The organism is Mucilaginibacter rubeus, assembly GCF_003286415.2.
Taxonomy (GTDB): Bacteria; Bacteroidota; Bacteroidia; order Sphingobacteriales; family Sphingobacteriaceae; genus Mucilaginibacter; species Mucilaginibacter rubeus_A.
In genome coordinates this window covers 1,192,586-1,218,206 of the sequence record NZ_CP043450.1, presented here as the reverse complement: position 1 = coordinate 1,218,206, position 25,621 = coordinate 1,192,586, and the positions used below count along the sequence as shown (strand labels likewise).

The 25,621-nt window shown below is 42.5% G+C and carries 21 protein-coding genes; 9 read left to right on the top strand and 12 right to left on the bottom strand.

Features of this window, described 5'->3' with window-relative positions:
• The gene (gene arsB / locus DEO27_RS04980) at window positions 1-1,083 is read left to right on the top strand and encodes an ACR3 family arsenite efflux transporter (protein WP_112574147.1); all 1,083 of its coding nucleotides are present in this window, start codon (window positions 1-3) and stop codon (window positions 1,081-1,083) included.
• Window positions 1,084-1,172: 89 nt separating this feature from the next.
• Here the strand turns inward: arsB and DEO27_RS04975 are convergent, their stop codons facing one another.
• The 3 genes from DEO27_RS04975 to gatB all read right to left on the bottom strand — a co-directional run bounded on the left by DEO27_RS04975 (window position 1,173) and on the right by gatB (window position 4,584).
• On the bottom strand, window positions 1,173-1,862 hold the full coding sequence (locus tag DEO27_RS04975) for a response regulator transcription factor (protein ID WP_022831601.1): 690 nt from the start codon (window positions 1,860-1,862) through the stop codon (window positions 1,173-1,175).
• 106 nt (window positions 1,863-1,968) lie between these two features.
• Entirely contained in the window at window positions 1,969-3,114 is a 1,146-nt protein-coding gene (locus DEO27_RS04970; RefSeq protein WP_112574148.1) for a TlpA disulfide reductase family protein, read from the bottom strand.
• Window positions 3,115-4,584, bottom strand: a complete 1,470-nt coding sequence (gene gatB, locus DEO27_RS04965) for an Asp-tRNA(Asn)/Glu-tRNA(Gln) amidotransferase subunit GatB (RefSeq protein WP_112574149.1) — start codon at window positions 4,582-4,584, stop codon at window positions 3,115-3,117.
• A gap of 583 nt (window positions 4,585-5,167) precedes the next feature.
• On the opposite strand from gatB, the gene DEO27_RS04960 reads away from it, so the two are divergent.
• Window positions 5,168-5,680: a hypothetical protein gene (locus tag DEO27_RS04960; RefSeq protein WP_146750082.1), complete on the top strand. Its 513-nt coding sequence runs from the start codon at window positions 5,168-5,170 to the stop codon at window positions 5,678-5,680.
• A gap of 199 nt (window positions 5,681-5,879) precedes the next feature.
• On the opposite strand, the gene alaS is transcribed toward DEO27_RS04960, so the two are convergent.
• On the bottom strand, window positions 5,880-8,540 hold the full coding sequence (gene alaS / locus DEO27_RS04955) for an alanine--tRNA ligase (RefSeq protein WP_112574151.1): 2,661 nt from the start codon (window positions 8,538-8,540) through the stop codon (window positions 5,880-5,882).
• A 326-nt stretch (window positions 8,541-8,866) separates the two neighbouring features.
• Between alaS and DEO27_RS04950 the strand changes: the two genes are divergently transcribed.
• The 6 genes from DEO27_RS04950 (at window position 8,867) to DEO27_RS04925 (ending at window position 15,191) form a co-directional block, all read left to right on the top strand.
• The gene (locus tag DEO27_RS04950) at window positions 8,867-9,541 is read left to right on the top strand and encodes a hypothetical protein (RefSeq protein ID WP_112574152.1); all 675 of its coding nucleotides are present in this window, start codon (window positions 8,867-8,869) and stop codon (window positions 9,539-9,541) included.
• Window positions 9,542-9,663: 122 nt separating this feature from the next.
• On the top strand, window positions 9,664-9,864 hold the full coding sequence (locus DEO27_RS04945) for an addiction module protein (protein WP_112574153.1): 201 nt from the start codon (window positions 9,664-9,666) through the stop codon (window positions 9,862-9,864).
• A gap of 122 nt (window positions 9,865-9,986) precedes the next feature.
• On the top strand, window positions 9,987-10,322 hold the full coding sequence (locus DEO27_RS04940) for a MerR family transcriptional regulator (RefSeq protein WP_091210753.1): 336 nt from the start codon (window positions 9,987-9,989) through the stop codon (window positions 10,320-10,322).
• Between the two features lie 90 nt (window positions 10,323-10,412).
• Complete coding sequence (locus DEO27_RS04935) at window positions 10,413-12,515, top strand: ComEC/Rec2 family competence protein (protein WP_112574154.1); 2,103 nt, start codon at window positions 10,413-10,415, stop codon at window positions 12,513-12,515.
• Window positions 12,516-12,594: 79 nt separating this feature from the next.
• Entirely contained in the window at window positions 12,595-13,239 is a 645-nt protein-coding gene (locus DEO27_RS04930) for a DUF4412 domain-containing protein (RefSeq protein ID WP_112574155.1), read from the top strand.
• 74 nt (window positions 13,240-13,313) lie between these two features.
• On the top strand, window positions 13,314-15,191 hold the full coding sequence (locus DEO27_RS04925; RefSeq protein ID WP_112574156.1) for an LTA synthase family protein: 1,878 nt from the start codon (window positions 13,314-13,316) through the stop codon (window positions 15,189-15,191).
• A gap of 111 nt (window positions 15,192-15,302) precedes the next feature.
• On the opposite strand, the gene DEO27_RS04920 is transcribed toward DEO27_RS04925, so the two are convergent.
• The 4 genes from DEO27_RS04920 to DEO27_RS04905 are packed head-to-tail and all read right to left on the bottom strand — an operon-like array spanning window position 15,303 to window position 18,588.
• The gene (locus DEO27_RS04920; RefSeq protein WP_223818164.1) at window positions 15,303-15,908 is read right to left on the bottom strand and encodes a hypothetical protein; all 606 of its coding nucleotides are present in this window, start codon (window positions 15,906-15,908) and stop codon (window positions 15,303-15,305) included.
• A 3-nt stretch (window positions 15,909-15,911) separates the two neighbouring features.
• Window positions 15,912-17,177 (bottom strand): adenosylmethionine--8-amino-7-oxononanoate transaminase, encoded by a 1,266-nt coding sequence (bioA, locus tag DEO27_RS04915; RefSeq protein WP_112574157.1) that lies wholly within the window; start codon window positions 17,175-17,177, stop codon window positions 15,912-15,914.
• Entirely contained in the window at window positions 17,174-17,614 is a 441-nt protein-coding gene (locus DEO27_RS04910; RefSeq protein ID WP_112574158.1) for an NUDIX domain-containing protein, read from the bottom strand. The genes bioA and DEO27_RS04910 overlap by 4 nt, the downstream gene beginning before the upstream one ends.
• Window positions 17,614-18,588 (bottom strand): cation diffusion facilitator family transporter, encoded by a 975-nt coding sequence (locus DEO27_RS04905; RefSeq protein WP_112574159.1) that lies wholly within the window; start codon window positions 18,586-18,588, stop codon window positions 17,614-17,616. Before DEO27_RS04905 ends, DEO27_RS04910 begins: the two co-directional genes overlap by 1 nt.
• Before the next feature lie 92 nt (window positions 18,589-18,680).
• Here DEO27_RS04905 and DEO27_RS04900 point away from each other — a divergent pair, with 92 nt between their 5' ends.
• Complete coding sequence (locus DEO27_RS04900; protein ID WP_190295328.1) at window positions 18,681-19,874, top strand: pyridoxal phosphate-dependent aminotransferase; 1,194 nt, start codon at window positions 18,681-18,683, stop codon at window positions 19,872-19,874.
• Between the two features lie 112 nt (window positions 19,875-19,986).
• Here the strand turns inward: DEO27_RS04900 and DEO27_RS04895 are convergent, their stop codons facing one another.
• From DEO27_RS04895 to DEO27_RS04880, 4 genes are all read right to left on the bottom strand, one after another.
• Entirely contained in the window at window positions 19,987-20,520 is a 534-nt protein-coding gene (locus tag DEO27_RS04895) for a hypothetical protein (RefSeq protein ID WP_146750083.1), read from the bottom strand.
• 230 nt (window positions 20,521-20,750) lie between these two features.
• The gene (locus tag DEO27_RS04890; protein ID WP_112574161.1) at window positions 20,751-21,323 is read right to left on the bottom strand and encodes a hypothetical protein; all 573 of its coding nucleotides are present in this window, start codon (window positions 21,321-21,323) and stop codon (window positions 20,751-20,753) included.
• A 118-nt stretch (window positions 21,324-21,441) separates the two neighbouring features.
• Window positions 21,442-22,014, bottom strand: coding sequence for a hypothetical protein (locus DEO27_RS04885; RefSeq protein WP_112574162.1), 573 nt, complete (start codon window positions 22,012-22,014; stop codon window positions 21,442-21,444).
• 403 nt (window positions 22,015-22,417) lie between these two features.
• Window positions 22,418-25,594 carry an efflux RND transporter permease subunit gene (locus DEO27_RS04880; protein WP_112574163.1) on the bottom strand — a complete coding sequence of 1,059 codons (3,177 nt, stop codon included), beginning with the start codon at window positions 25,592-25,594 and terminating at the stop codon, window positions 22,418-22,420.
• Window positions 25,595-25,621 lie beyond the last annotated feature (27 nt).

Sequence of the window (25,621 nt, the reverse complement as noted above, 5' to 3'; positions counted from 1 at the left end):
ATGTCTGCCAATAATTGCTCTCCGGCCATTGAACGAAAACGACTTGGCTTTATTGACCGTTATCTTACTGTCTGGATTTTCCTGGCTATGATTATAGGGGTTGCTATAGGCTATTTTATACCCTCCTCATCAGGTTTTATCAATTCCTTTTCAAGTGGTACAACCAATATCCCCCTGGCTATCGGCCTTATATTGATGATGTACCCACCGCTTGCCAAAGTAAAATACGAACATATGGGCAAAGTGTTTAAGGATGTTAAAATCCTGAGTGCGTCCCTGTTTTTAAACTGGATCATAGGGCCTGTGCTAATGTTCATATTAGCATTAGTTTTCCTGCATAGCTACCCCGAGTATATGATAGGGCTCATACTAATAGGCCTTGCACGTTGTATTGCCATGGTTGTTGTATGGAATGAACTTGCCGATGGCAACCGTGAATACGCTGCGGGTCTGATAGCTTTGAACAGCATTTTCCAGGTACTTTTATACAGTGTGTACGCTTATATTTTCATAACCGTACTACCGCCCTTATTCGGCTTTAAGGGCCTTCAGATTCATATCACCGTCATTCAAATTGCCAAAAGCGTAGGTATATATCTTGGCATTCCATTTGCCGCAGGAATCATTAGTCGTTATACTTTAATTAAGTTAAAGGGTATTGATTGGTTTCAGCAAAAGTTTATTCCCTTTATTTCACCTGTTACGCTTATCGCGCTTTTGTTTACCATTATAGTGATGTTTAGCCTTAAAGGCAGGCTTATCGTGCAGATCCCAATGGATGTTGTACATATAGCGCTACCCTTAGTACTTTACTTTGCCATTATGTTTTTACTGAGTTTCTTTACCGGCAGATTCTTCGGCGCCGATTATTCGAAAAGCACATCCATTGCCTTTACAGCTACAGGCAATAATTTTGAGCTGGCCATCGCGGTGTCAATAGGCGTATTCGGTATTAACTCGGGTCAGGCCTTTGCCGGGGTAATTGGCCCGCTGGTGGAGGTTCCGGCTTTGATAGCATTGGTTAATGCGGCATTTTGGCTTCGGCGAAAATATTATATTAAAGAAACCGAAACTGTGAACTAAAGACCGGCTGACGATATAGGCACAAAAAAAGCGATTGGTTTTCCAATCGCTTTTTTAATATTCCAAACTCCCCTTTAGGGGCCGGGGGCTTACGCCTCAAATTTGTAACCTACACCTTTTACAGTAGCAACACAATCGTCGCCCAGTTTTTCGCGTAGTTTACGAATGTGTACGTCGATGGTACGGTTGGTAACCACTACCGAATCTTCCCAAATGTTTTTAAGGATCACCTCGCGGGTATAAACCTTGCCTGGTTTTGAAGCCAGCAGGTAAAGCAATTCAAATTCTTTTTTGGCCAATACTACCTTAACGCCGTTTTTGTAAACCAAGTAAGCTTCACGGTCGATAACCAGGTCGCCAATTTCCAGTTTGTTATCAATTACGTCTTCGGCAGGGGCATTACGGCGCAGTATCGCGTTTATGCGGCTAACCAGTGCGCGGGGTTTAATAGGTTTTGCAATATAATCATCGGCACCTACATTAAAACCGGCAATTTCCGAATACTCTTCGCTGCGGGCTGTTAAAAACACCATAAAGGTATTTTTAAACTCGGGCATGGTGCGCATAATGCGACATGCTTCTATCCCATCCATTTTAGGCATCATGATGTCCAGTACAATCAAATCAGGTAAGGCTTTCTTTGCTTCGGCAACGGCTTCCTGGCCATTACGTGCTAAAAACACCTGGTAACCCTCTTTTTTCAGGTTATACTCAATCAGTTCTAAAATATCCGGTTCATCATCAACAATAAGTATTTTCTGTTTTGCGGTGCTGCTCATGTTGCGTTAATTTTTTTGTATAAAAGTATACGCTTTACAACAGCTAATAGTTAAGCTAATATTAACAAATTGTTAAACGTTACCTTATATTAACCGTAAGTTGAGGCTATTTAAATGTTTTATTTAAAAAAGCTTCAAGATCGGCGCCTGTAATATTCTTGGCAACGATGTTTCCCTGCGGGTCGATAATGAAATTTGAAGGGATAGCCTCAATATGATAAAGCCTTTCTGTAGGGCCTTCAAAGCCATTTAAATCAGATCCGTGCGCCCAGGTAAGTTTATCATCATTGATAGCTTTTCGCCATGGATCTTTATCTTTATCAAGGGATACACCTAATATATTAAAGCCTTTAGAATTAAAAGCAGCATATTGTTTAACCACATTAGGGTTTTCCTGGCGGCAAGGCTGGCACCATGAAGCCCAGAAATCAATCATCACATATTTGCCTTTGTAATCAGACAACTTGATTGGTTTACCATCAATGCCGTTAACAGCAAATTCAGGCGCTTTATGACCGATAGAGATCGGCTTAGCCTTATCCATCTGCGCTATGAATTTTTGTACAGTGGGGTTATCTTTAAAATCGCCCCTGATCTCGTCGGCAAAATTAATCAGTTGAGCTTCGTATTTTGTAGGGTCAAGTGTGGTAGCCGCGTAGAAACCCGCAAGCGAGTTTTTATTATCGTTCACAAATTTTAAAACCGCCTCACCACTTTCGTTCACGTTCTTTAAAAATATAGGCATGTATATTTTCAGCAGCGAATCGTTACGCTCACCGTGTGATTTTTCCTGGTACTCGGCAAAAAGCTTGGCGTTTTTATCGCCATAAAGGTTACTGATGCGGTTAAACTCTTTTATTTTGTCCGAATCGTCAGAACCTTTAATGGTATACTCGTGCTTTTTATCGTTATTGTCGGTTTCAAACTCGATATCGTCACCATTTTTAGCGATAAAGTCATACAGGTTTTCGCCTTGCATTTCGCTGCCCTGCGGGCCGGTATTACCTACACGAAGTTTAAACAGGTTTGGATAAAGCGCTACGTGCTTAAACTCAAATTTGCCACCCTCGCCCAGTGAAGTTGAGTCAACAATTTTTAAGCCCGAGCTATCGGCTTCAATCAAATAAACAGCTTTAAGCGCACCCGGATTTTTGATTGTTCCCGAAACGCTGAACTGCGATTGGTTTTTACAAGAGTACATACCCGCGCTTAGCAATAACAATGCGCCGGCAGCCATATTTTTAACTTTCATTTACTTAGCTTCTAATTCTTTAATCAATAGCTGGTTAGTTTTCTGCGGATCGATCTTGCCTTTTGAGCTTTTCATGATCTCACCCATAAACAGGCCTAAAACGCCCTTTTTTCCCTTTTGGTATTCCTTAACCTTATCAGGATATTTAGCGATGGCATCCTTTATAAAACGGGTTACATCATCGCCGTCGGCACTGATGAGCAGGTTAAGTTCCTTAGCCAGATCATCCGGTTTTTTACCCGGCTCCTTGATCATGGCAGGGAATAGTTTGTGCGAAGCTACAGAATTATTTATCACCCCGGTGTCAATTAGTTTGATGAGGCCGGCAAGGTTTTGCGGCGTAACAGCAAAGTTACCAATGGTTTGATTATGATCGTTCAGATACGAGCGAACAGCGCCCATCAGCCAGTTGGCAGCAGCTTTATAATGATCGGTATGTTTTATCAGCGACTCAAAATAAACAGCGGTATCCCTATCAGCGGTGATAACCGAAGCATCATAAGCTGTTAAGCCTAATTGCTCGGTATATTTATGATATAACTGGGCAGGTAATGCAGGTAAACCTTTACGAATGTTCTCAACATACTCGTTAGTGAGTTTCAAAGGCGGCAGGTCTGGTTCGGGGAAGTAGCGGTAATCGTTTGCCATCTCCTTTGAGCGCAGCACCGAGGTTTCGCCGGTGTCAGCATTAAAGTTCAGTGTATTTTGGTCGATATGGCCACCAGCCTCGATAATATTTACCTGGCGTACAAACTCATGCTCAATAGCACGTTGCACGTTACGGATAGAGTTCAGGTTTTTCACTTCGCAGCGGTTACCATAAGCGGTAGCTCCTCTAAGCCTAACCGAAATATTGGCATCGCAACGCATACTGCCTTCTTCCATGTTGCCATCGCAGATATCCAGGTAACGTAAAATCTTACGCATCTCGGTCAGGAACTGACCGGCCTCTTCGGCACTACGCATATCCGGTTCAGATACGATCTCAACCAGTGGTACACCGGCACGGTTCAGGTCTATCAGTGAATCGGCGTGGTGCTGATCATGCATACTTTTACCGGCATCTTCTTCCATGTGGATGTGATGTAACGCGATATTCTTTTCAGTTCCATCGGCCAGCTTCACAGGCACATAACCTTTGAGGCATATCGGTGCCTGATCCTGGCTTATCTGGTAACCTTTAGGCAAATCGGCGTAAAAATAATTTTTACGGGCGAAGCTATTATTCAGGTTGATAGTGCAATTACAGGCCAGGCCCATTTTAACGGCATATTCAACCGCTTTTTTATTAATAAAGGGTAAAGTACCGGGATGCCCCAGCGATACCGCGCTAACATGTCGATTAGGTTCGGCACCAAAAGCAGCAGAATCTGCCGAGAATACCTTACTTGATGTAGATAACTGCGCGTGTACTTCGAGGCCTATAACCAACTCGTACTTTTCAGCTATCCCGTCTGCGAGAACTGTCATAAAATAAAAAATTCAGCTATAGTTTACTTAGCTATAAAAACCAAATATATAAAGATTAATAAACTATCGGTACCATTTTGCTCTTAAAAACAACGGTAAAGATGCAATAATATACTTATAAGGTAGGAAACATCAGGTTTACAGTTTACTACACATAATCAATGAAGTGTAGCAATAGCACTGATGGCTTTCGCATTGCTAAATTTTCTAAGATAAAAAGCATTAAGCCTAAAAAATCCAATTGCGACAGCGACTTACATCATTTAAAAAGTGAAAGTTAATAACCTGAGATTAACTTAAAGGCCGTTTGCAATAAATCCATTGTCGTAGGTTTTAACCAACGGAGTAAAGACTGAAAAGACTTGGCTTTAGCCCAATTATACGAGCAGTTTTTGGCTGAGGTCCTTTTATCGCTTTTCGATGATCCGTTGGTTAAAACCAACGACAATGAAGTTTTATCAACATGTAAATGATGTTCGTTGATTTTAACAGCTTGGTAGATTTAAACCTTATCCGGATGATACCGTCTATCAACATACAGGCACAGAAATTGAGTATGTGCCCGCATATTTATACAGACACTATGAAAAAGTTAATTTTAGGAATGCTTGCGGGATGTTTTGTACTTGCAGCTTCGGTTACAAAAGCAAATGCACAGGTAAACGTAAATGTAAACGTTGGTTTATGGAACCCACCTGCCGAATATGCAGGTGTTAACTACTACTATTTACCGGATGTGGAAAGCTACTATTATGTGCCAACCCATCAATATGTTTATTTAGAAGGTGGCACATGGGTTAGGAGGACTGCCTTGCCCCCACGCTATAGAAGTTATAATATTGCCACCGGTTATAAAGTTGCCGTAAACCGCCCAAGGCCATACACTTATTTTGCGCACGACCGTGACACTTATGCCCGTTACCGTGGTACCCGTAACGTGATTGTTCGTGATAATTATCATACCAGGGTAGTTAACCGCACACGTGTTGTGAATCGTACCCGCGTTGTAAACCGCTACCAAAAGCCGCATAAAACTGTAGTAAAACGTACCCGCGTAGTTGAACACCGTGGACACGATAATGGTCACCACCATTAATATTCAACGAGACTTTTCCCCAAAAAAGTATATAAAATAAAAACGACCGCTTCTGCTGAGGCGGTCGTTTTTTTATTTTATGTCATCGCGAGGAGGAACGACGAAGCAATCTCGTAGCTGTACAGGGCGGAAAGGCATTGGCTACGAGATTGCCGCGCTTCGCTCGCAATGACATCATTTTGAGATTTTGCTTTTTTAACTAAGCTACAAAGCTTCTCGCCTTAGCCAGCGCGTTATCCAACCCGCTCACGTCACTACCGCCGGCAGTTGCGAAAAACGGCTGACCGCCGCCGCCGCCTTTAACCTCTTTGGCCAGTTCTTTTACGATATTACCGGCATGCAGGCCTTTTTCTTTCACCAGGTTTTCGGCAATCATTACGGTGATGCTTGGTTTGCCATCAAAATCAGCGACCAGCACAAGGAACAGGTTTGATACGATGTCTTTAAGCTGATAAGCCAGGTTTTTAACCGCGTCAGCATTGGGCAGGGCTACTTTTTGGGCGATGAAATTGATGTCGCCAATAGCTTCGGCTTTTTGAGCCAGTTCGGTTTTCAGACCTGATGATTTTTCGAGGATCGATTTCTCGATCTCTTTTTTCAGTTTGGCATTTTCATCCAGCAATCCTTCAATACTTTTTGAAAGATCCTTTGGATTTTTAAGCAATTCCTTTAACTGGTTAACCAAAGCGTTTTGGGTAACAATATATTTTTCGGCAGCAACACCAGTAATAGCCTCAATACGGCGTACACCTGCGGCAACAGCGCTTTCGGCTATAATTTTAAAGAAACCGATTTGCCCGGTTGCCTTTACGTGCGTACCACCGCAAAGCTCCTTGCTGAAATTATCATCAAAAGTAATTACACGCACATACTCGCCATATTTTTCGCCGAACAGGGCTGTTACACCGCTGCTGATAGCCTCGGCATATAATACGCTGCGCTCTTCCTTAAGCGGGATATTTTCACGTACCTTTTGGTTTACTATAGCCTCAATCTGCGCCAGCTCCTCGTCAGTAACTTTAGCAAAGTGCGAAAAGTCGAACCTTAAATAATCAGCATTAACCAACGAACCTTTTTGGTTTACGTGTGCGCCCAATACCTGCTTCATAGCTGCATGCAGCAAGTGCGTAGCCGAGTGGTTGCTGTTGGTTTGACTGCGTAAAGCAGGATCAACAATGGCGGTTAACGCATCGTCAATATCCTGCGGCAGTTTATCGGTAAAATGAACTATCAGTCCGTTTTCTTTTTTGGTATCTGTAACCAGGATGATCTCGCCGTCAGGGAAAACCAGTTCGCCTTTATCCCCCACCTGGCCACCGCTTTCGGCATAGAAAGGCGTTTTATCTAATACCAGTTGATATTGCTCTTTACCTTTGGCAGTTACTTTACGATATTTTACGATATGAGCAATGCTCTCCGTTTCGTCATAACCGGTAAATTCAACCGATTCATCATCCCTTAATACGATCCAGTCGCCGGTATCAATAGCCGTAGCAGCCCGGGAACGGTTTTTTTGTTCGGCAAGTAATTTTTCAAAGCCAAGAACATCCACGGTTAGACCTTTCTCACGAGCCATAAGCTCAGTTAAGTCCAAAGGAAAGCCATAGGTATCCGACAATAAAAATGCCATTTGGCCTGGAATTTCACCCGTCTTGCTAAGGTCCCCCCAAACGGTGTCTCCTACAATGTTGTTCTCGAAGTAGATAATACCTTGCTGTAAGGTCCTTAAGAAAGAAACCTCTTCTTCCAGAATCACCTTTTGCACAAAGTCTTTTTGCTCAAATAGATTATTGAATACTCCTTTAAACTGTTCGGCCAGTAAAGGTACCAGTTGGTTAAAGAATGGCTCTTTAAAACCTAAGGTTTGATAGCTATAACGCACAGCCCTGCGCAGAATCCTGCGGATCACATAACCCGCTTTATTACTTGCAGGCAATTGTCCGTCGGCAATGGCGAAGCTTATGGCACGGATATGATCGGCCAGTACACGCATAGCAACCGCATCGTTCCAATCGGCGTCACCCGGTTTGGCGGCGCTGTTATATTTCTTACCCGATTTTTCGGCAATGAACTGGATCATCGGCTGGAAAACGTCGGTATCATAGTTGGATGTTTTACCCTGCAGCACACGCACCAAACGCTCAAAACCCATACCGGTATCAACATGTTTGTTAGGGAGCGGCTGCAATACACCACCTTTAAGGCGGTTAAACTGCATAAATACATCGTTCCAGATCTCGATAACCTGATCGTGATCCGCATTTACTAATGTAGCACCGCTTTCTTCCGCACGCTCACTATCCGGGCGACTGTCAAAGTGAATTTCCGAACATGGACCACAGGGGCCAGTTTCGCCCATTTCCCAAAAGTTATCTTTTTTGTTACCGCGAAGAATATGATCTTCAGCCACATACTGTTTCCACAGTTGGTAGGTTTCGGTATCCGCTTCAAGGCCTTCCTTTTCGTCGCCTTCAAAGTAGGTAACATACAGGCGGTCTTTAGGCAGCTTGTACACTTCGGTAAGCAGTTCCCAGCTCCAGGCAATGGCTTCTTTTTTAAAGTAGTCGCCAAAGCTCCAGTTGCCCAGCATTTCAAACATGGTGTGATGATAGGTATCGATACCTACTTCTTCCAAATCGTTGTGCTTACCCGATACGCGTAAACAACGTTGTGTATCGGCTACGCGCGGGGCCTTAGGTGCCGCCTCGCCTAAAAATATATCTTTAAACTGGTTCATCCCCGCGTTGGTAAACATCAGGGTTGGATCGTTTTTAATTACAATTGGTGCCGAAGGAACGATGGTATGTCCCTTTGAAACAAAAAAATCAAGAAAAGCCTGTCGTATTTCAGTAGCAGTCATAGGGAGCAAAGATAGGATTTTCAATTATTTCGGATATCGGATTTTCGATTTCAGATTTATTTATTAATCAGCTTGAAATTAACTTAAACTTCTTAGTTGAATTATCGCCCCCTCTTACTCTCTCGCAGAACGAACGATAATAATCCGGGAAACAGAAAGCCCGGAAGTGGGAAAGTGCTTTAATTTAATCTATCTGACACTCAACCATGTAGTTGTTGTCCCCGATATGCCTGTTAAACTTTAGCCGGGCAACACTGTCAGACCATATCATTACTATTATACAATTAAAACTATTAACCTATTTTTGCAACCTATCACAAAGTATTATGAAATTATCCTACAAACCTATTGCCTTATTATTCACTATTATCAGTATCACGGCCGCATCCTGCAAAAAAGACAGGCAGACCCAAAGTTCAACGGATACATTTCCAAAGGTATTTCAGTACCAGGGTGTAACGCTCTCTACCGAAAGGGTGTTCACTTACCAGGGAGAAGTTAGTGACCCTGTCGTTAAAGCAAAAGCCATTATATCAACGGAGCTTAATTTGATGTCGCATTCTGTCTCAACACCTCAAAACGATATTACTTTCACATCGCCTGAAAAAATTGAAATTGCTAATGATCATTATAGCGGGGATCTATCCAGCAACGGTAAACAGGCATTTTATAATGATGTGCACACCGAAATTTCAATGGATAACGGCGATGATATCAGAGCAGTATTTTCACCTTTTTATAAGCATTTGAACATTTTCAATGAGAACAATAAATACCTATATACCAGTTCGTTGATCTTTACCAGCGATGATTCGGCAGCTAAGGTTATTGGAATTGATATTTGTTTTTTACACAGAGACCCAACCACCAATAAGCTTATTAAAAAGTATACCACATCATCGTCAAATGAATTCAATCCGTCGTCTATAAACACGGCACTCGACAAAAATGATACACTTGCAATAAGAGAGTTTACAACTAACTACGTAATTAAAAAGTAAATCTACTTTTCACAAGCACCCACAAATGTGTTTCTAATAAAATATAGTGTCAATTAAAATATAACCTTAAAGTTGTTGCGGCGTTTAAATACTAATTCGCCTTATTTGAATTAAATTTGCGTATGGAAACTTTAAGAGTAGACATTCAAAACGAACAGGAGAAAAGGGTACTCCTGGCATTTCTTGACAGTTTGGATTACAACTACCGTATAGATAATGAAAGCGATGCCATTCTTGAGCAACAGGCGAAAGAACTGGCCAGCCGCAAAGCTGATTTTTTAGCAGGTAAAGCTTCTTCTCTGCCCTGGAGCGAAACTAAATAGCCACGCGCATGTTACAGGTTAAGTAATTATGTATTACTGGGTCATTACAAAAGTAACGCGACCCGAAGAAAATTCCGAAATCGAAATTCCCAATTCCGAAATCAAATAAATACATTTGTACTATGCCGTATAAAGAACGTGAAATAAGCAAGATGTACTACACCATGGGCGAGGTGTCGGCCATGTTTGATGTTAATCAATCGCTTATACGTTTTTACGAAAAGGAATTTGACGTACTGCAGCCCAAGAAAAACAAAAAAGGCAACCGGTATTTCACCCCCGAAGATATCGAAAATTTCAAGATCATCTTCCACCTCATCCGGGATAAGGGCTACACCTTAAACGGCGCAAAAGATCACCTCAAAAACAATATGGGCGATACAAAAGATAACCAACGTGTTATCGACTCGCTCGAAAACCTCAAAAAGTTTCTGCTCGAAGTACGCGACCAGTTGTAATCTACAGCATAAAAACTATCTTTATTTTTATAATCCTTTTAGGTTTACCTATAACCATGCTGTCACCTGCAATAACAAGCCGTACTTAATATGATCGCTAATCATAAGAGCGAGATCCCGGTTGTTATTTTATTGCTTCCGTTTTTGTTAGGAACAGGCGTCGGTATCAATTTCAATTTGGCCATTTATTTGGTGCCTTTGGCCATTGGTTTTGCAAGCCTGCTGATTTTGTTCCTGCTGCTCAATTTTTATTATAACCGCTTCAAAGTTTATAAAAAACGATGGCTCGGCGGTGTTCTCATTCATCTGCTACTATTACTTGCGGGTTGGATAGCTGTCATCAATAATAATGAGCTTAATGGTACCGGGCATTTTTCAAAACAGCCTGCACAAAGGCTTATTGTACGTATTAATACCGAGCCTCAACTTAAAAACGGCCTAATCCGTTTTACGGCGACAGTTATTGCAAACATCAACCAAAACCAAGCGGTACCAACAACCGGCACATTGCTAATCGCGATAAAAGATAGCGTGGCAATAAAGCTCACTTATGGTGATGAACTGCTGATTCCCGGCAAGTACTCCCCTATCGATCCGCCCTTTAACCCGGCAGAATTTAACTACAAAAAATACCTCGCGCACCAGAATGTTTATTACCAGGAGTTTTTATATCCGGGACAATATCGTTTGGTACAATCAAATACAGGTAACCCTTTCATATCGCAAGCACTGTCCCTCAGGCGACAAATGGTTCAAAGACTAAAACAACAATTACGTGATCCAAACGCCATAGCCGTAGCCTCTACCCTGATATTAGGTTACAAAGCCGATTTAAGCGACGATGTACTGCAGGCATATTCCAAAACCGGTACTATCCATGTGCTGTCGGTTTCAGGTGCACATGTGGCAATAATCTGGGCTTTGCTGGCTTTTATCCTTAGTTTTCTGGACAGGTGGAGGCATGGTCGGCTCATCAGGGCAGTCATCATCATTCCCGTTATCTGGTATTATGCCATGCTTACCGGGTTCTCACCTGCAGTTTGCCGGGCCGCAGTAATGATCAGTACAGTTATCATTGGGAAAACCTATAACCGGTATATCAACAATTTAAATATCCTGGCTATATCCGCGTTTATATTGTTATTGTACAATCCTTTACTGATAACGGATGTGGGCTTTCAGTTGTCCTACCTCGCCGTAGCCGGACTTGTTATTTTACAGCCGGTAGTTTACGCGTGGTTTACTTTCAAAAATCAATGGATAGACAAACTCTGGGTCCTTTGCTCGGTATCTGTAGCTGCACAGGTTATTACCTTTCCGCTAAGTGCCTTTTACTTTCACCAGTTCCCGGTTTATTTCCTGTTCAGTAATTTATTTATTGTCATCCCAACCGCTGTTATCATGTACAGCGGTATTTTTTACCTGCTGCTACCTCAAATTCCTTATATATCGGCTTGCCTGGCCTGGCTTTTAGAGAAAACCATTTTACTCATGAACTATGTACTGGCCTGGGTTGAGCATTTACCTTTTGCAAGCATCAGTAAAATATGGCTCACCACAACCGAGTACCTTTTACTCTATGCCATTATCATTTGCGTGTTTTACTTTTTGTATGATAAACGAGCTTGGCTGTTACGGACAGGTCTCATACTGATGCTTTTGTTTACCTTTAGTATCGGCGTAAAAAGATATCGCTCCTACAATACAAACAGCATCGCCTTTTTAAACCTGCGTAAAAACTCGGGTATCGTGTTCAAAAACGGTAACCGCGCTATCGTAATAAGTAACCTTGCCGATACCGATAAAAACTACAATTACTCCATAAGGCCGTACCTTGATAGTTGTAAAGTAAGCGATGTTGCATTGTACCAACCAGATCAAGAGATCCGGTCGGCATTTTTACAAAAGCAGGATAATTTTATACAGTTCCGGAATCAATCCATATCCATCATCAACAATGGCGATATCGATACAACATCAACCATAAAACAAAAAACTGACTACCTGTACATTACCGGCAACCCTAAAATTCCGCTTGCTATTATTAATAAAAATCACGAATATCATACCATAATTATTGATGCCACAAACACCCCTAAAACCATACAGCTTATTGTGGATCAGGCCCGCTACCTGCACGCTAATTATGTGGTTTTAAAACGTAACAAATCGTTTATAGCAGCATCTAATTGAAAAACATATTAAACTACATACCTAAAAATTTGTCTTTTAATTAATAAAAGTCAATTTTGTATTAAATCAAACTCAAAACATGAACATTAAAATTTTCAACGTTGCCTTAGGCCTTGCCCTTACCGCAACAGCAATCAGCGCTAACGCCCAAAAAGCTTATAAAGAGGGTGTGATAACTATTTCTACGGCAATGCAGGGACAACAAGTTGAAGCGAAAAGTTATTTCCGTGCCGATTCTGCAGCTATGCAATTTACTACCGGTCCGGCTACTATTAAAATATTAACCGACGCTGATGGCAAATCTTTAGCTGTTTTGGTTGACGTGCCGGTGGCTTCAATTAAAAAAGCGGCCATCGCAACTCCTGATGAGGTTGATCAGGCTTTGGCCACCCTACCAACACTAACATTTGCTCCGGGTACCGAAACCAAAGTAATTTCGGGCTTCAACTGCAAAAAGGTAGTAGCTACAGATACTAAAACCAACAAAACCTATGATGTTTGGGTAACTAACGATGTTACTTTACCAACCACAGGTATTGCTAAATATTACCGCAATGTTGGTGGGTTCCCGGTTCAGTATACTTCATTTTCACAAGGTCAAAGCACCGAGGTTACTGTTAAAAGCATCACCGAACAAAAAAACCCTGCCGGTACATTTGGCATCCCTGCTGACTTTGAAAAGATCACCCTGGATGACCTGAAAGCGATGAGCGGCGGCAGGTAATCGAAAAAATATTTCATTAACAATTCATTAAAGGTTCCTTAACATTGTAGCAAAATATTATTTTTGTTACACCAATGTTAAGGAACCTTTTCAGTTTTTTCAGATTTTTTCTCTTTTGGATCGTCTTCTTCGCTATCACGAGGGCTACATTTGAGATCTATTTTCTGCATAAGCTTAACGATGCTCACATAGGCGAAATCCTGCAAACTTTTTTCTGGGGCTTAAGGCTTGACGCTTCGGCTACGGCATATATCTGTATTATTCCCATCCTTGTATTCATCATCAATTGGTTTATTCCAAAGGTACAGGTAAAACCTATCTGGCTAAAGGTTTACGTTTGGTTTTGCCTGTTCTGCATTTCGTTAAATACGGTACTTAACTTCAATATTTTCCGCGAATGGGGCACTAAGGTTAGCTTCAGGGTGTTCACTTCATTTTATCATGCCCCTTCTGAAGCCATTGCTTCAAGCGGTTCATCGCCGGTTGGTAAATGTATTTTCATTGGCATTGCCTTACTTACTACAGGCATTGTGCTATCGCATTTGATCATCAACTACCGGTTTAAAAAACCCGACGCCCGGCCAAGCCTCAAGGTTTCGTTAACTACGCTACTGGTGTTTGTAAACTTTGTGCTGATGCGTGGCGGCCTGCAAGCTAAACCCGTAAGCCAGAACTCAGCCTATTTTTCCGAAAAACAGATCCTGAACCAAAGCGCCTTGAATACCGAGTGGAACCTGTTTAACAACGTATTTGAAAATCTGCGCCCGCTTTATAACCCTTACCTTTACGACCACCCGGACGAGGCTGAAAAAACCGTTGATGAGCTGTATCATATAAAGGATAATGCCACCGAGCAGATTCTTACCACCAGCAGGCCCAATGTGGTAATTATCCAGATGGAAAGCTACACAGCTGATGTTATTGAGTCATTGGGTGGCGATAAAGGCGTAGCGCCAAACTTTGAAAAGTTCATCAAAAACGGCCTGTTCTTTAACAACATTTATGCCTCCGGCGATCGTACTGATAAAGGCATTGTTGCCCTCATGAGCGGCTTCCCATCTCAGGCCATCCGCACCATTATCAGCGATACTGTTAAACATAAAAAGCTTCCTGCTATATCTGCATCGTTTAAAGATGCAGGTTATGAAACCGCTTATTTTTATGGCGGTAAAAGCAATTACATGAATTTTGATAAGTTCATGATCTCGCACAATATCGATCATATTATTGACGAGGGCAGCTTTGATAACAGCCACGTAAAAACCCAATGGGGCGTTTATGACGATGACCTACTTACGCGCAACCTGCAATATTCGGCCAAACAGAAACAGCCTTTTTTTGATTATGTGCAAACCTCATCAAACCATGAGCCATTCACCTTGCCGGTAAAACACCATTTTGCCGACGATGCCAATGGCGATGCGGCCAACAAATTCCGCAGTACAGCCTACTTTACCGACTCATGCCTGAACGCCTACTTTGAGCATGCTAAAAAGCAAAGCTGGTATAAAAATACATTGTTCATTTTAGTGGCAGATCACGGTCACCGCCTGCCCCGCAATACCGCCGAAGCTTATGACCCCGCTAAGTACCACATCCCGCTATTGTTTTTTGGCGATGTGATAAAACCCGAATACCGCGGCAAAAAGATCAGCAAATTGGGCGGACAAACCGATGTCGCCGCCACCCTGCTGTCGCAATTGGGTATCCCGCATAGCCAATTTAAATGGTCGAAAGATTTACTGAATCCTAACAGTAAAGCATTTGCTTTTTTTGATTGGGATAATGGTTTCGGTTTTATGCAACCCGGGCAAACTGTATCCTATGACAACGCCGGTCGCACCATGATCTATAACAACAACCGTAACGCAGATGACAAGACCACCGAAGCTGCACTTACCTATGGTAAGGCTTATTTGCAGCAGGTGTTTACAGAGTATATGAGTTATTGAGGTTTATTCTCATGTCATTGCGAGCGAAGCGTGGCAATCGCATGTTATACAGAGCCGCTCTGCTTCCGTGCGATTGCCACGCTTCGCTCGCAATGACATATTTTTTATTCCTTACAAGGCCAGTTCTTTCCCCAACTGCTCAACCCATTGATTAAACAATTTGGTTTCAAATTCAACTGCTTTTTGGGCGTGTAGCTCCCATTGCGGTGAGAAATGCTGTAACTGGTTGATCATCTCTTCCAGGTGGCCTTCTTCTTCTAAAATGATCGATTTTACATTCACTTTACTGCCGGCTTCGTCAAGGGCATCCTGGTAAACAGGGTAAAGTTCATCGGCACGAACTTCAATAGCGTACGTAACCAGCAGGTAAGCCGCAAAACGGAGTTCTGCACCTTTCAGGTTAAGCTCATTCTTTAAATAACGGCAAACATCAACATCCAGCTGGTTCAGATAATACTTGCTTGAACCCGGGGCGAGCAGGTATTCTGCAGCGTAGGTCGGTAACGTTACACCGGTTTTTTCCAGTTGCTTTTTCAGATAGAAAGCATGACGATGCTCTTCGGCAGCGTGTTTTAATATAATGTATGTAACAGTAAGCGGATCTTCGCTGGCCGAGATCTTGCGTGCGCCGGTATTTTCCATTAACGATAATGTATTTAACCAGCGTGAGTGCAGTTGATTATCGGCTATTATAGTAGGTAGTATTTTGTTCAGCATAATTTATAGTTCTTCAAGAGCTTGCTCAATTTTGCTGTAAACATAATTGAGTTGCTCATTAGTAATGCAATATGGCGGTAAAATATAAATAACGTTCCCTAACGGGCGCAATATGATCCCCGCAGTCAAAAAATAATGGTATAGCTTATCCCTAAGTGAGCTAAAGTACGATGTATTATCACCGGTTTCCCACTCCATAGCCACTATGGTGCCCGTTTGCCTTATGGTTTTTACTTTAGGGTGATTGCGAATCCTGTCGGCAAAGACCTTATGGGCAGCTTTGATCCTGTCAATGTTCTCTGCCGTTTCGGGTTGTTGGAACAGATCAAGACTGGCCAGCGCCGAAGCACAAGCTATTGGATTAGCCGTAAATGAATGCCCGTGAAAAAGGGTTTTCAGTTTATCGTCAGATAAAAAGGCGTCATAAATTTGCTGCGTACAGGTTGTTAAACCAAGAGCCATGGTACCACCGGTAAGTCCTTTGGAAAAACACATGATATCCGGTTCAACCTGTACATGATTTGTAGCGAAAGGCTTCCCTGTACGCCCGAACCCGGTAAATACCTCGTCGGCAATCAGCATCACCTCTTCCTGGCGGCAATGCGCCATCAGCTCATTTAAGTATTCAGCCTCATACATGATCATTCCTGCCGAGCCCTGTATTAACGGTTCAAAAATGAAACAAGCGGTTTGAGATTTGAGATCTGAGATTTGAGATTTGAGACTTTCGATATTCTCCTTGTTAGGTATATCGATAAATTCAACTTCAAAAAGTAAACTATCAAAAGCTTTGGTAAACGCGCTGCGGCCACTTACGGCCATGGCGCCAAAGGTATCGCCGTGATAAGCGTTATTAAAAGCGATAATTTTAGTACGCTGATCGCCTTTGTTAAGCCAGTATTGCAGGCACATTTTTATGGCTACCTCAACTGCTGTTGAACCGTTATCTGAGTAAAACGCTTTCTTTTGATTTGCAGGCAAAATGGCCAGTAACCGTTCGGCCAGTTCAACGGCACCTTCATGAGTAAAACCCGCGAATATTACATGCTCCAGCTTATGAAGCTGTTCTGATACTTTTTTGGCGATGTAGGGATGCGCATGCCCGTGGATATTTACCCACCATGATGATACCGCGTCTATATATTGTTTGCCCTCTTCATCAAATAGCAACGCCCCTTCTCCACGCACAATGCCTATCGGAGGCTGGGCGGTTTTCATTTGGGTGTAAGGGTGCCATATTACCTGTAAATCCCTTTCGGTAAGGTTCATAGTTCGTTTTGTAAAAGTTCAACCACACGTTTATCTGTCGGAAATTCGAAATCGGCCGTGCTTAACGCGGTAAGTGGTACCCACCGGAAAGCCTGCAACACCTCTCCTTCCCCATCAAAATCAAACGCTACAGTTTTAATATTTAAATTAACCGGAGTAAGGCTTCTCACCATATAATACACACTAATGATCTGCGAATTATTAAATGCCGATTTTACTGCAAAATCGGTAGTATAAAAATGGCTTACTACTTCAATTTCCAGGTTACATTCTTCTATAAACTCGCGTTTAAGCCCGTCAATCAACCCTTCGCCAAGTTCAAGGCCACCGCCCGGAAATTTTGAAAAACGTATACCATACTCCTGCTCATCGCTTATCAGCAATTCGTCCTCGTCATTTAATAACAGGCCGTAAACCCTCACATTAAAGTATTCCATTATTCAAAGTGTTTTTTATTACGTACGACTTTTTCCAGTGTCCAGGCTATGGTTTCTGTTTGTGCTTCCGACCGGATAGGGCAATTGGGCATACTGCAGTAGTGGCAGCAATCGGGCAAACAAGGATCGGCATGGATAAAAAGTTCTGTTTTAATACCCATATCCTTATTAATCATCTTATCCACCAGCGAGATCTCGGTATGTACCGTGTTCAGGTCGAAATAGCTTGGCAAGGTCATGTGACAATCGATATGTAATTCGTGGCCATATTTCTGCGCACGAAGATTGTGTACATCTATCCAGGCCTCGCGGCGTTTTTCGCTTAAAACGTTAATGATATCTGTCACCACCTGAAAATCGGCTTCATCCATCAACCCACCTACCGATTTACGCACCAGCTTATAGCTACTGTATACTATGTATAAACCTACCAGTATGGATAGCGCGCTATCAAGCCATAATATGCCCGTAAATTCAATGAGCAATAAACCAACCACCAAACCACCACTGGTAACCGTATCGGCAAGCAAATGGCGGCCATCAGCATCAAGCGTCATGGAGCGAAGCTCTTTTCCTTTGCGGATCATATAATAACCCAGCGCGCCATTAACCGCACCTGTGATACCTATAATAATAGCACCGGTAAACAGGTCATGGATGATATTAGGGAAGAAAAAGCTGTAAACCGATTTTACGATGATGACACATCCGGCAATACCGATAAGTGCGCCCTCAATAAAAACGGAGAAAAACTCCACTTTACCGTGCCCGTAAGGGTGATTTTCGTCACGCGGCAGGGCCGAGAGGTAAATACTGTAAAAAGCGAAGGAGCTTGCAATAACGTTTACAATGCTTTCGGCGGCGTCGGTTAATACAAAGTTGGAGGCTGTTAAAAAGTAGGCGCCAAATTTCGCCAGCATCAGCACAATCCCTGTTATCAGCGAAATTAATATGATCCTTTTTTGTTGATTCAAAGCAAGGTGGTATTAGGCCGCAAATTTAAAAAATAACAAGCGTAAGTAGCAGTAAAGTTATTTTCTATATTTGCCGCGATAACATAATTTATATGAGCGCATTAAGTACCCGGATACAAAACCTGTCCGAATCTGCAACAATTAAAATGGCCAAACTGGGCCGTGAACTTGCCGCTAAAGGTGTCGACGTGATCAGCCTTAGCTTTGGCGAACCTGATTTTCATACTCCTGAACACATCAAGGAAGCTGCCAAGCAGGCTATGGACAAGAACTTCACCTACTACACACCCGTAGCAGGCTACCCCGAACTTCGCAAAGCCGTAGTTGCCAAGCTGAAGAACGAGAACAATCTTGACTATGATTTTGGCGATATCGTTGTATCAACAGGTGCTAAGCAGGCTATCGCTAACGCGGTATTATGTTTGGTTAACCCCGGCGAAGAGGTGATCATCCCTACCCCTTACTGGGTGTCATACAGTGAAGTGGTTAAATTGGCTGAAGGTAAAAGCGTTTTCATCAACACTACCGTTGATACCAACTTTAAAATTACTCCTGAGCAATTAGAAGCTGCTATTACCCCAAATACCAAGCTGTTCATGTTTTCATCGCCATGTAACCCTACAGGCAGTGTTTACAGCAAAGAAGAGCTGGAAGGTTTGGCTAAAGTATTTGAGAAATATCCACAGGTTTACATCCTGAGCGACGAAATTTACGAGCACATCAACTTTGTTGACAAGCACGAATCTATCGCCCAGTTTGATTATATTAAAGATCGCGTTGTGATCATCAATGGTTGGTCAAAAGCGTTTGCTATGACCGGCTGGAGGATTGGCTACACTGCCAGCACTAAAGAGCTTGCCGCTGCTTTTGATAAAATGCAGGGCCAGGTAACTTCAGGTACTTGTTCAATCACCCAGCGTGCAGGTGTTGCCGCTTATGAAGGTGGTTTGGAAAGCGTGCTTGAAATGCGTGCCGAATTCAAAAAACGCCGCGATATCGTTTACAAATTATTAAGCGAGATTGATGGTGTTAACGTGAACCTGCCAGATGGTGCGTTCTACTTTTTCCCTAACGTAACTTCATTCTTTGGCAAAAGCTATAACGGCCGCGTAATTAATGACTCGGACGATTTAAGCTTATACCTGCTTGAAGAAGGCCATGTAGCTACCGTAGGTGGTGATTCATTCGGCGATCCGTCTTCTATCCGTTTATCATACGCAGCGGCCGAAGATAAACTGATTGAAGCTATGAGGAGATTGAAAGAAGCCTTGGGTAAACTGGCGTAATATGCAGATGTGCAAATTTCAGATTTGCAGATGATGTCCCCTAATAATTAAAGAATTAGCAGTGTAAGATTCTGCTAATTCTTTAATTCTGTAAATTATGATTCAGACTAATTTAAAGTTTGAATCCATAAGCAGTATGCAGCCCTACTAAACCATAATTTTCCAACCCGCCTAACAGGTTTTCATAGCGTACGCTTACATCAAGCTGCTTTGTGGCATATCCTAATGCAGGGGCTAAAATAAATTTCCTTCCACCGCCGGATACAGCTTCAATAGCCATCCCGGTTTCTCCAGCGGCATAAAATCCATCGTAAAAAAACACTTTAGCGCCTACTTTTATAGGTACTATTTGCAGATTAGCCCGTTTGTAAGGGGCGAAAGGCGTACCTAATGTCTTTGACAAAAAATTGTAATAGCCGGATGTAAATGTCAAAACCAGTTGATCATTCACTCCATACTGGATGGTTCCGGTACCACCTAAGGAAAGCTTGTACTCTTTTGCACTTGGGCCGGTTGGCAAGCCGGTTTCAAAGGCCACACCAAAGCGTGTTTCGCCCGCCGATGTTTTTTGGGCTTTTACCAGTTGCCCGGTCATTAACAATAAGAAGCTAACAATTGCAGAAACGATTTTGATCTGTGTGTTCATAAAGGTTAAGTTAAGTGTGTGATTAATGCCTTATGAACGGCACTCCTTAATTATTAGTTCATGAACTCTGCCTGTTTAACAAACCTTAACTAATGAAATATAAAAAGTGTTAAAAACAAAGAACCCCGTGCCATTGGCATGGGGTTCTTGTGCATACTAATAGGATTTAAGATATCAGATTTTTCAATCAGGTTAATCCCCAAATCCTAAAAATCAGGGTTCAGTTCTATTTACAAACCGAAACCGTAAGCTATGCGCAAGCCGATTAAACCGTAGCTATTACCCTGACCGAAGAAACCTTCATAGCGTAAGCCCAAATCAATTACCTTAGTCGCGTAACCAATTGTTGGCGAAAGGATCAGCTTAGTATCCTTGCTGCCATCACCATAAAGAGAAGTAGTTTCAAAACCAGCACCAGCCTCAGCTCCAAAGTAAAGCCTGTGCGCCAGGAAAGATTTTATACCAAGCTTTACTGGGATAATACCCAGGTCTTTAGATTTTACCGTTACCGTAGTTCCTGCTGCATTTGCGTCAAGAACGGTAATGTTTTTACCAAACATGTTATAATAGCCAGAGGTAAGCGTTAAAGCAGTACTATTGCTTAAACCATATTGCAAACGGGCTGTACCGCCTAATTCAAAATTTGAAATGTCATGTGCGTTTCCAATTGGCCTGCCTACCTCAAGACCAATGCCTAAACGCCATTTGTCGGCCGGTGTGGTTTGAGCGTTAACATTTTTGGCAGTAAACAGTGCAAGAACAACCGATACTCCGGTTATAACTTTTGTAATTGTATTTTTCATATGGTATAATTTAAACTCTTGTTAACTTTTTATTAACAAGGTGGCAAATGTATAAAAAAAATAAAAGCCCCCTGTTATACATAACAGGGGGCTTTTGTAACAGTTTTTATTGTTTGTCTTATAAACCGAAGCCATAAGCTAAACGCAAGCCTACTAAACCGTAGTTATTGCTCTGGCCCGAGAAGTTTTCGTAACGAACACCGATGTCCCATGATTTGGTAGCGTAACCAATACCCGGAGCAAGGATCAGCTTAGTGTTTTTCTCAGATCCTGCAACCGGCTCATGTACTTCAAAACCGGCACCAACTTCACCGGCAAAGTAAAAACCATCGCCAACAAAGGCTTTGATACCTGCTTTAACCGGAACTACACCTAACGACCTGCCTTTAACAGTTACAGTAGTTGTTGATGTATTGTTAGAAAAAGAAGATGTATAAGTTTTACCGAAGAAATTGTAGTAACCAGAGGTAAGTGTAAGGGCTAAATCATTACTTACACCGTATTGTAAACGGGCGGTACCGCCTAACTCAAATTTTGAAATGTCATGCGCGTTACCTGTAGGGATACCTGCTTCAAGGCCAACTCCAAAACGAAGGGCATTAGCCGGGGTTGTTTGAGCTTTTACATTTGTTCCGATAAAAATAGCTACTGCAGTAAATGCCGAAGCTATCATTTTAGTCATTGTTTTCATAGTTGTGTTTTTTTAGTCAATTCTACAATGGTTAAATCTTAATTTTTCATTGTATTAACCCCATCTTAACAAATACTTTGCCATTGTTTGCACAGTTTGCCTTTGCCAATATTAGTTTAACTATTAAAACAACCGTATTTTATCCAATAACTACAACCTTAGTAATTGAAAATCAGCATCATTTTAAGGAGACATAACACATATTCGCGCACTGGAAAAGTGTATCTGCCTGAGTAAAAATCTTGTTAAAAACTGCCCTGCTTACAATGCAAAAGTGTATGCAAACACGAAATTTAGTGACGATAAACATCATTTCATCAATCGTGAAAGGCATACCAAAACTGCATTAAAACAAAAAAAGAGAGGCGCGCGTCTCTCTTTTTACAAAATTCAAACAATGTTATTAAGCTTCAGGACCGTGCTTTTTAGGGTCGTAATTTTTTTCAAGCTCGGCAAGTTTTTCTTTACCATAAGCCATTTTGGTGATCAGGTAAAATAAAACCGGCACTATAAATATCGCTAATGATGTAGCGGTGAGCATCCCCCCAAATACCGTCCAACCTATGGTTTTACGGGCTTCAGCACCTGCACCAGATGCAATCATCAATGGTACTACACCTAATATAAAGGCCATCGAGGTCATGATGATTGGCCTTAAACGAAGCCTTACCGCCTCAAGGGTTGCTTTCTCCAGCTCCATCCCCGCGTCTACACGCTCCTTGGCAAACTCCACAATCAGAATGGCGTTCTTCGCCGCCAAACCTATCAGCGTTATCAGACCAATTTGCGCGTAAACGTTATTGGTAAGGTCTGGCCAGAACGTAAGGAACAATATAGCCCCAAATGCACCCAATGGTACCGATAATAATACGGAGAACGGCACAGACCAGCTTTCATACAATGCAGCCAGGAACAGGAATACGAACCCAATTGACAACGCGAATATGTACACTGTTTTTGAACCGGATAATAACTCCTCACGGCTCAAGCCCGAAAACTCGTAACCATAGCCCTGTGGTAATACCTGTGCAGCTGTTTCTTTTAATGCGGTAATAGCGTCACCACTACTGTAGCCAGGCTTGGTACTACCATTAATCTCAGCCGAACGGAACAGGTTGTAGTGCGATATCAACGGAGAATTTTCAATTACCTTATACGATGTAAGGGTACTTAACGGAACCATAGCTCCGGCGGTATTGCGCACAAAATACTGACCGATGTTTTGCACATTGGTACGGTAACTGGTATCGGCCTGGGCCACTACCCTGAAATTACGCCCGTAAATGGTAAAGTCGTTAATATAGGTACTACCCAAATAGGTTTGTAGCGCGTTGTTGACATCAGATATAGCTACCCCCAGTTTTTTAGACTTCTCACGGTCTATAGTTAACTGATATGCTGGGGTACTTGCTGTGAAAAACGAGAACGCCCTTGCAATTTCTTTACGCTGATTGATAGCCCCCAGGAATGTGCGAAGCGTTTTTTCAAACACTTTGATATCCCCACCCGCTTGTTTTTCTTCCAATATGAACGAGAAACCACCTGTACTACCTAAACCAGGGATAGCAGGCGGTTGGATCACCACCACGTTGGCCTCTTTGTATTTGCTCAGCTTTTGGTTTAACCGGGCAACAAGGGCCGTTATTTGCTGTGACTTTTCTTTACGCTCATCCCAGGGTTTAAGCTGCACGAATATGGTAGCACTGTTTGATTTACTTGCAAAACTGATAGCGTTCAATCCGCCCAAAGCCGCGTAGTGCGCAATTTCGGGTACGCTGTCAAGGGTCTTCATCATTCGGCCCAGCACGTCCACTGTTCTACCCGTTGATGATGCTTCAGGGAGATCAAATGTGATGTATACACGACCATCATCCTCCAGCGGAATAAAGCCTGACGGTTTACTTCTGAACAATAAAATCGCTCCTATTATAATACACACCAGCAAAATGATAATGTATTTTGAATTTTTGATGCTCTTATCAACCGTATTACGGTATCTGCCTGTTACACGTGTAAACCAGTTATTGAACTTAAAAAAGAACTTATTAAGTCCACCTGAGTTTTCGTCTATCTTGTGCGGTTTTAATAACAGCGTACACAACGCAGGTGTTAATGAAAGCGCCACAAAAGCCGAAATCAATACTGATATAGCAATGGTGATAGCAAACTGTTGATACAATCGCCCTACTATACCCGGCACAAAACCTACCGGCACAAACACGGCCGCAAGAATCAAGGCGATGGCTATTACCGGCGCGGATATATCGGCCATGGCGTGCTGCGTGGCCTCCTTAGGCGTCATCCCTTCCTCGTCCATATAATGCTGTACGGCTTCCACTACCACAATGGCATCATCCACCACAATACCAATAGCCAATACGAAACCAAAGAGTGTAAGCGTATTGATGGTAAAGTTGAGCGGAATAAAGAAGATGAACGTACCAATAATAGATACCGGAATAGCCAGTACCGGGATAAGTGTAGTTCGCCAGCTTTGTAAAAACAGGAATACTACCAAAATAACAAGTGCCAGCGCGATAACCAATGTATCAATCACCTCGCTTACAGATACCTTTACCACAGTTACTGCTTCAAATGGTACCACGTAGTCAATATCTGTAGGGAAACTCTTTTTAAGCTCGTTCATGGTGGCATACACGTTATCAGCAGTCTCGAGCGAGTTACTGTTAGGAGCCTGGTAAACCAGAAGGTAAGAAGCCCTTTTTCCATCAACAAACGAGTTACCTGAATAGTTGAATTTACCCAGATCTATACGGGCAACGTCTTTAAGGTGTACAATGCCGCCGTTATTAGGCTGGGTCTTGATCACCACATTGCCAAATTCTTCCGGTTTCTCTAAACGGCCTTTTACAATTACCGAATATTCAAACGTTTGTCCTTTTAGCTGAGGCGTAGCACCCACTGTACCGGCCGCAACCTGCGCGTTTTGTTCCTGCAAGGCCGTAGTTACATCGGCTGCACTCATACCTAAAGCGGCAAGTTTATCCGGGTTAAGCCAGATACGCATACTGAAGTCGTCGGCACGGGTAACAACGTCACCCACACCTTTGGTACGCAAAATAGCGTCCTTTATAAATACGTTGGTATAGTTATCGGTAAAAGTAACATCATGTGTGCCTTTTGGGCTAAACATGGCCACCAGCATCAGGATGCTCGGGTTACGTTTACGTACCACCATACCTAAACGCTGTACCTCCTGCGGCAAAGTAGGTAGGGCAATCCCCACACGGTTCTGCACATCAAGCGCGGCAATGTTAATATCTGTACCAACGTCAAAGTTAACGGTCATACTCATCTGGCCGTTACTACTGCTGTTACTTTGCAGGTAGGTCATGCCCGGTACACCGTTTACCTGTACCTCAACCGGAGTGGCTACGGTTTGTTCAACGGTTAAAGCATCGGCACCGGTATAGGTACCACTAACCGAAACGGTTGGCGGGGTAATATCGGGGTACTGGCCTATCGGCAGGCTGGTAATTGACAGGATACCCACTATTAATATCACTAATGATATTACAATGGCGGTAACCGGTCGTTTTATAAAAGTATCTGCGATCATTCTTTCTTTATATTAAGTTTCCAGGGT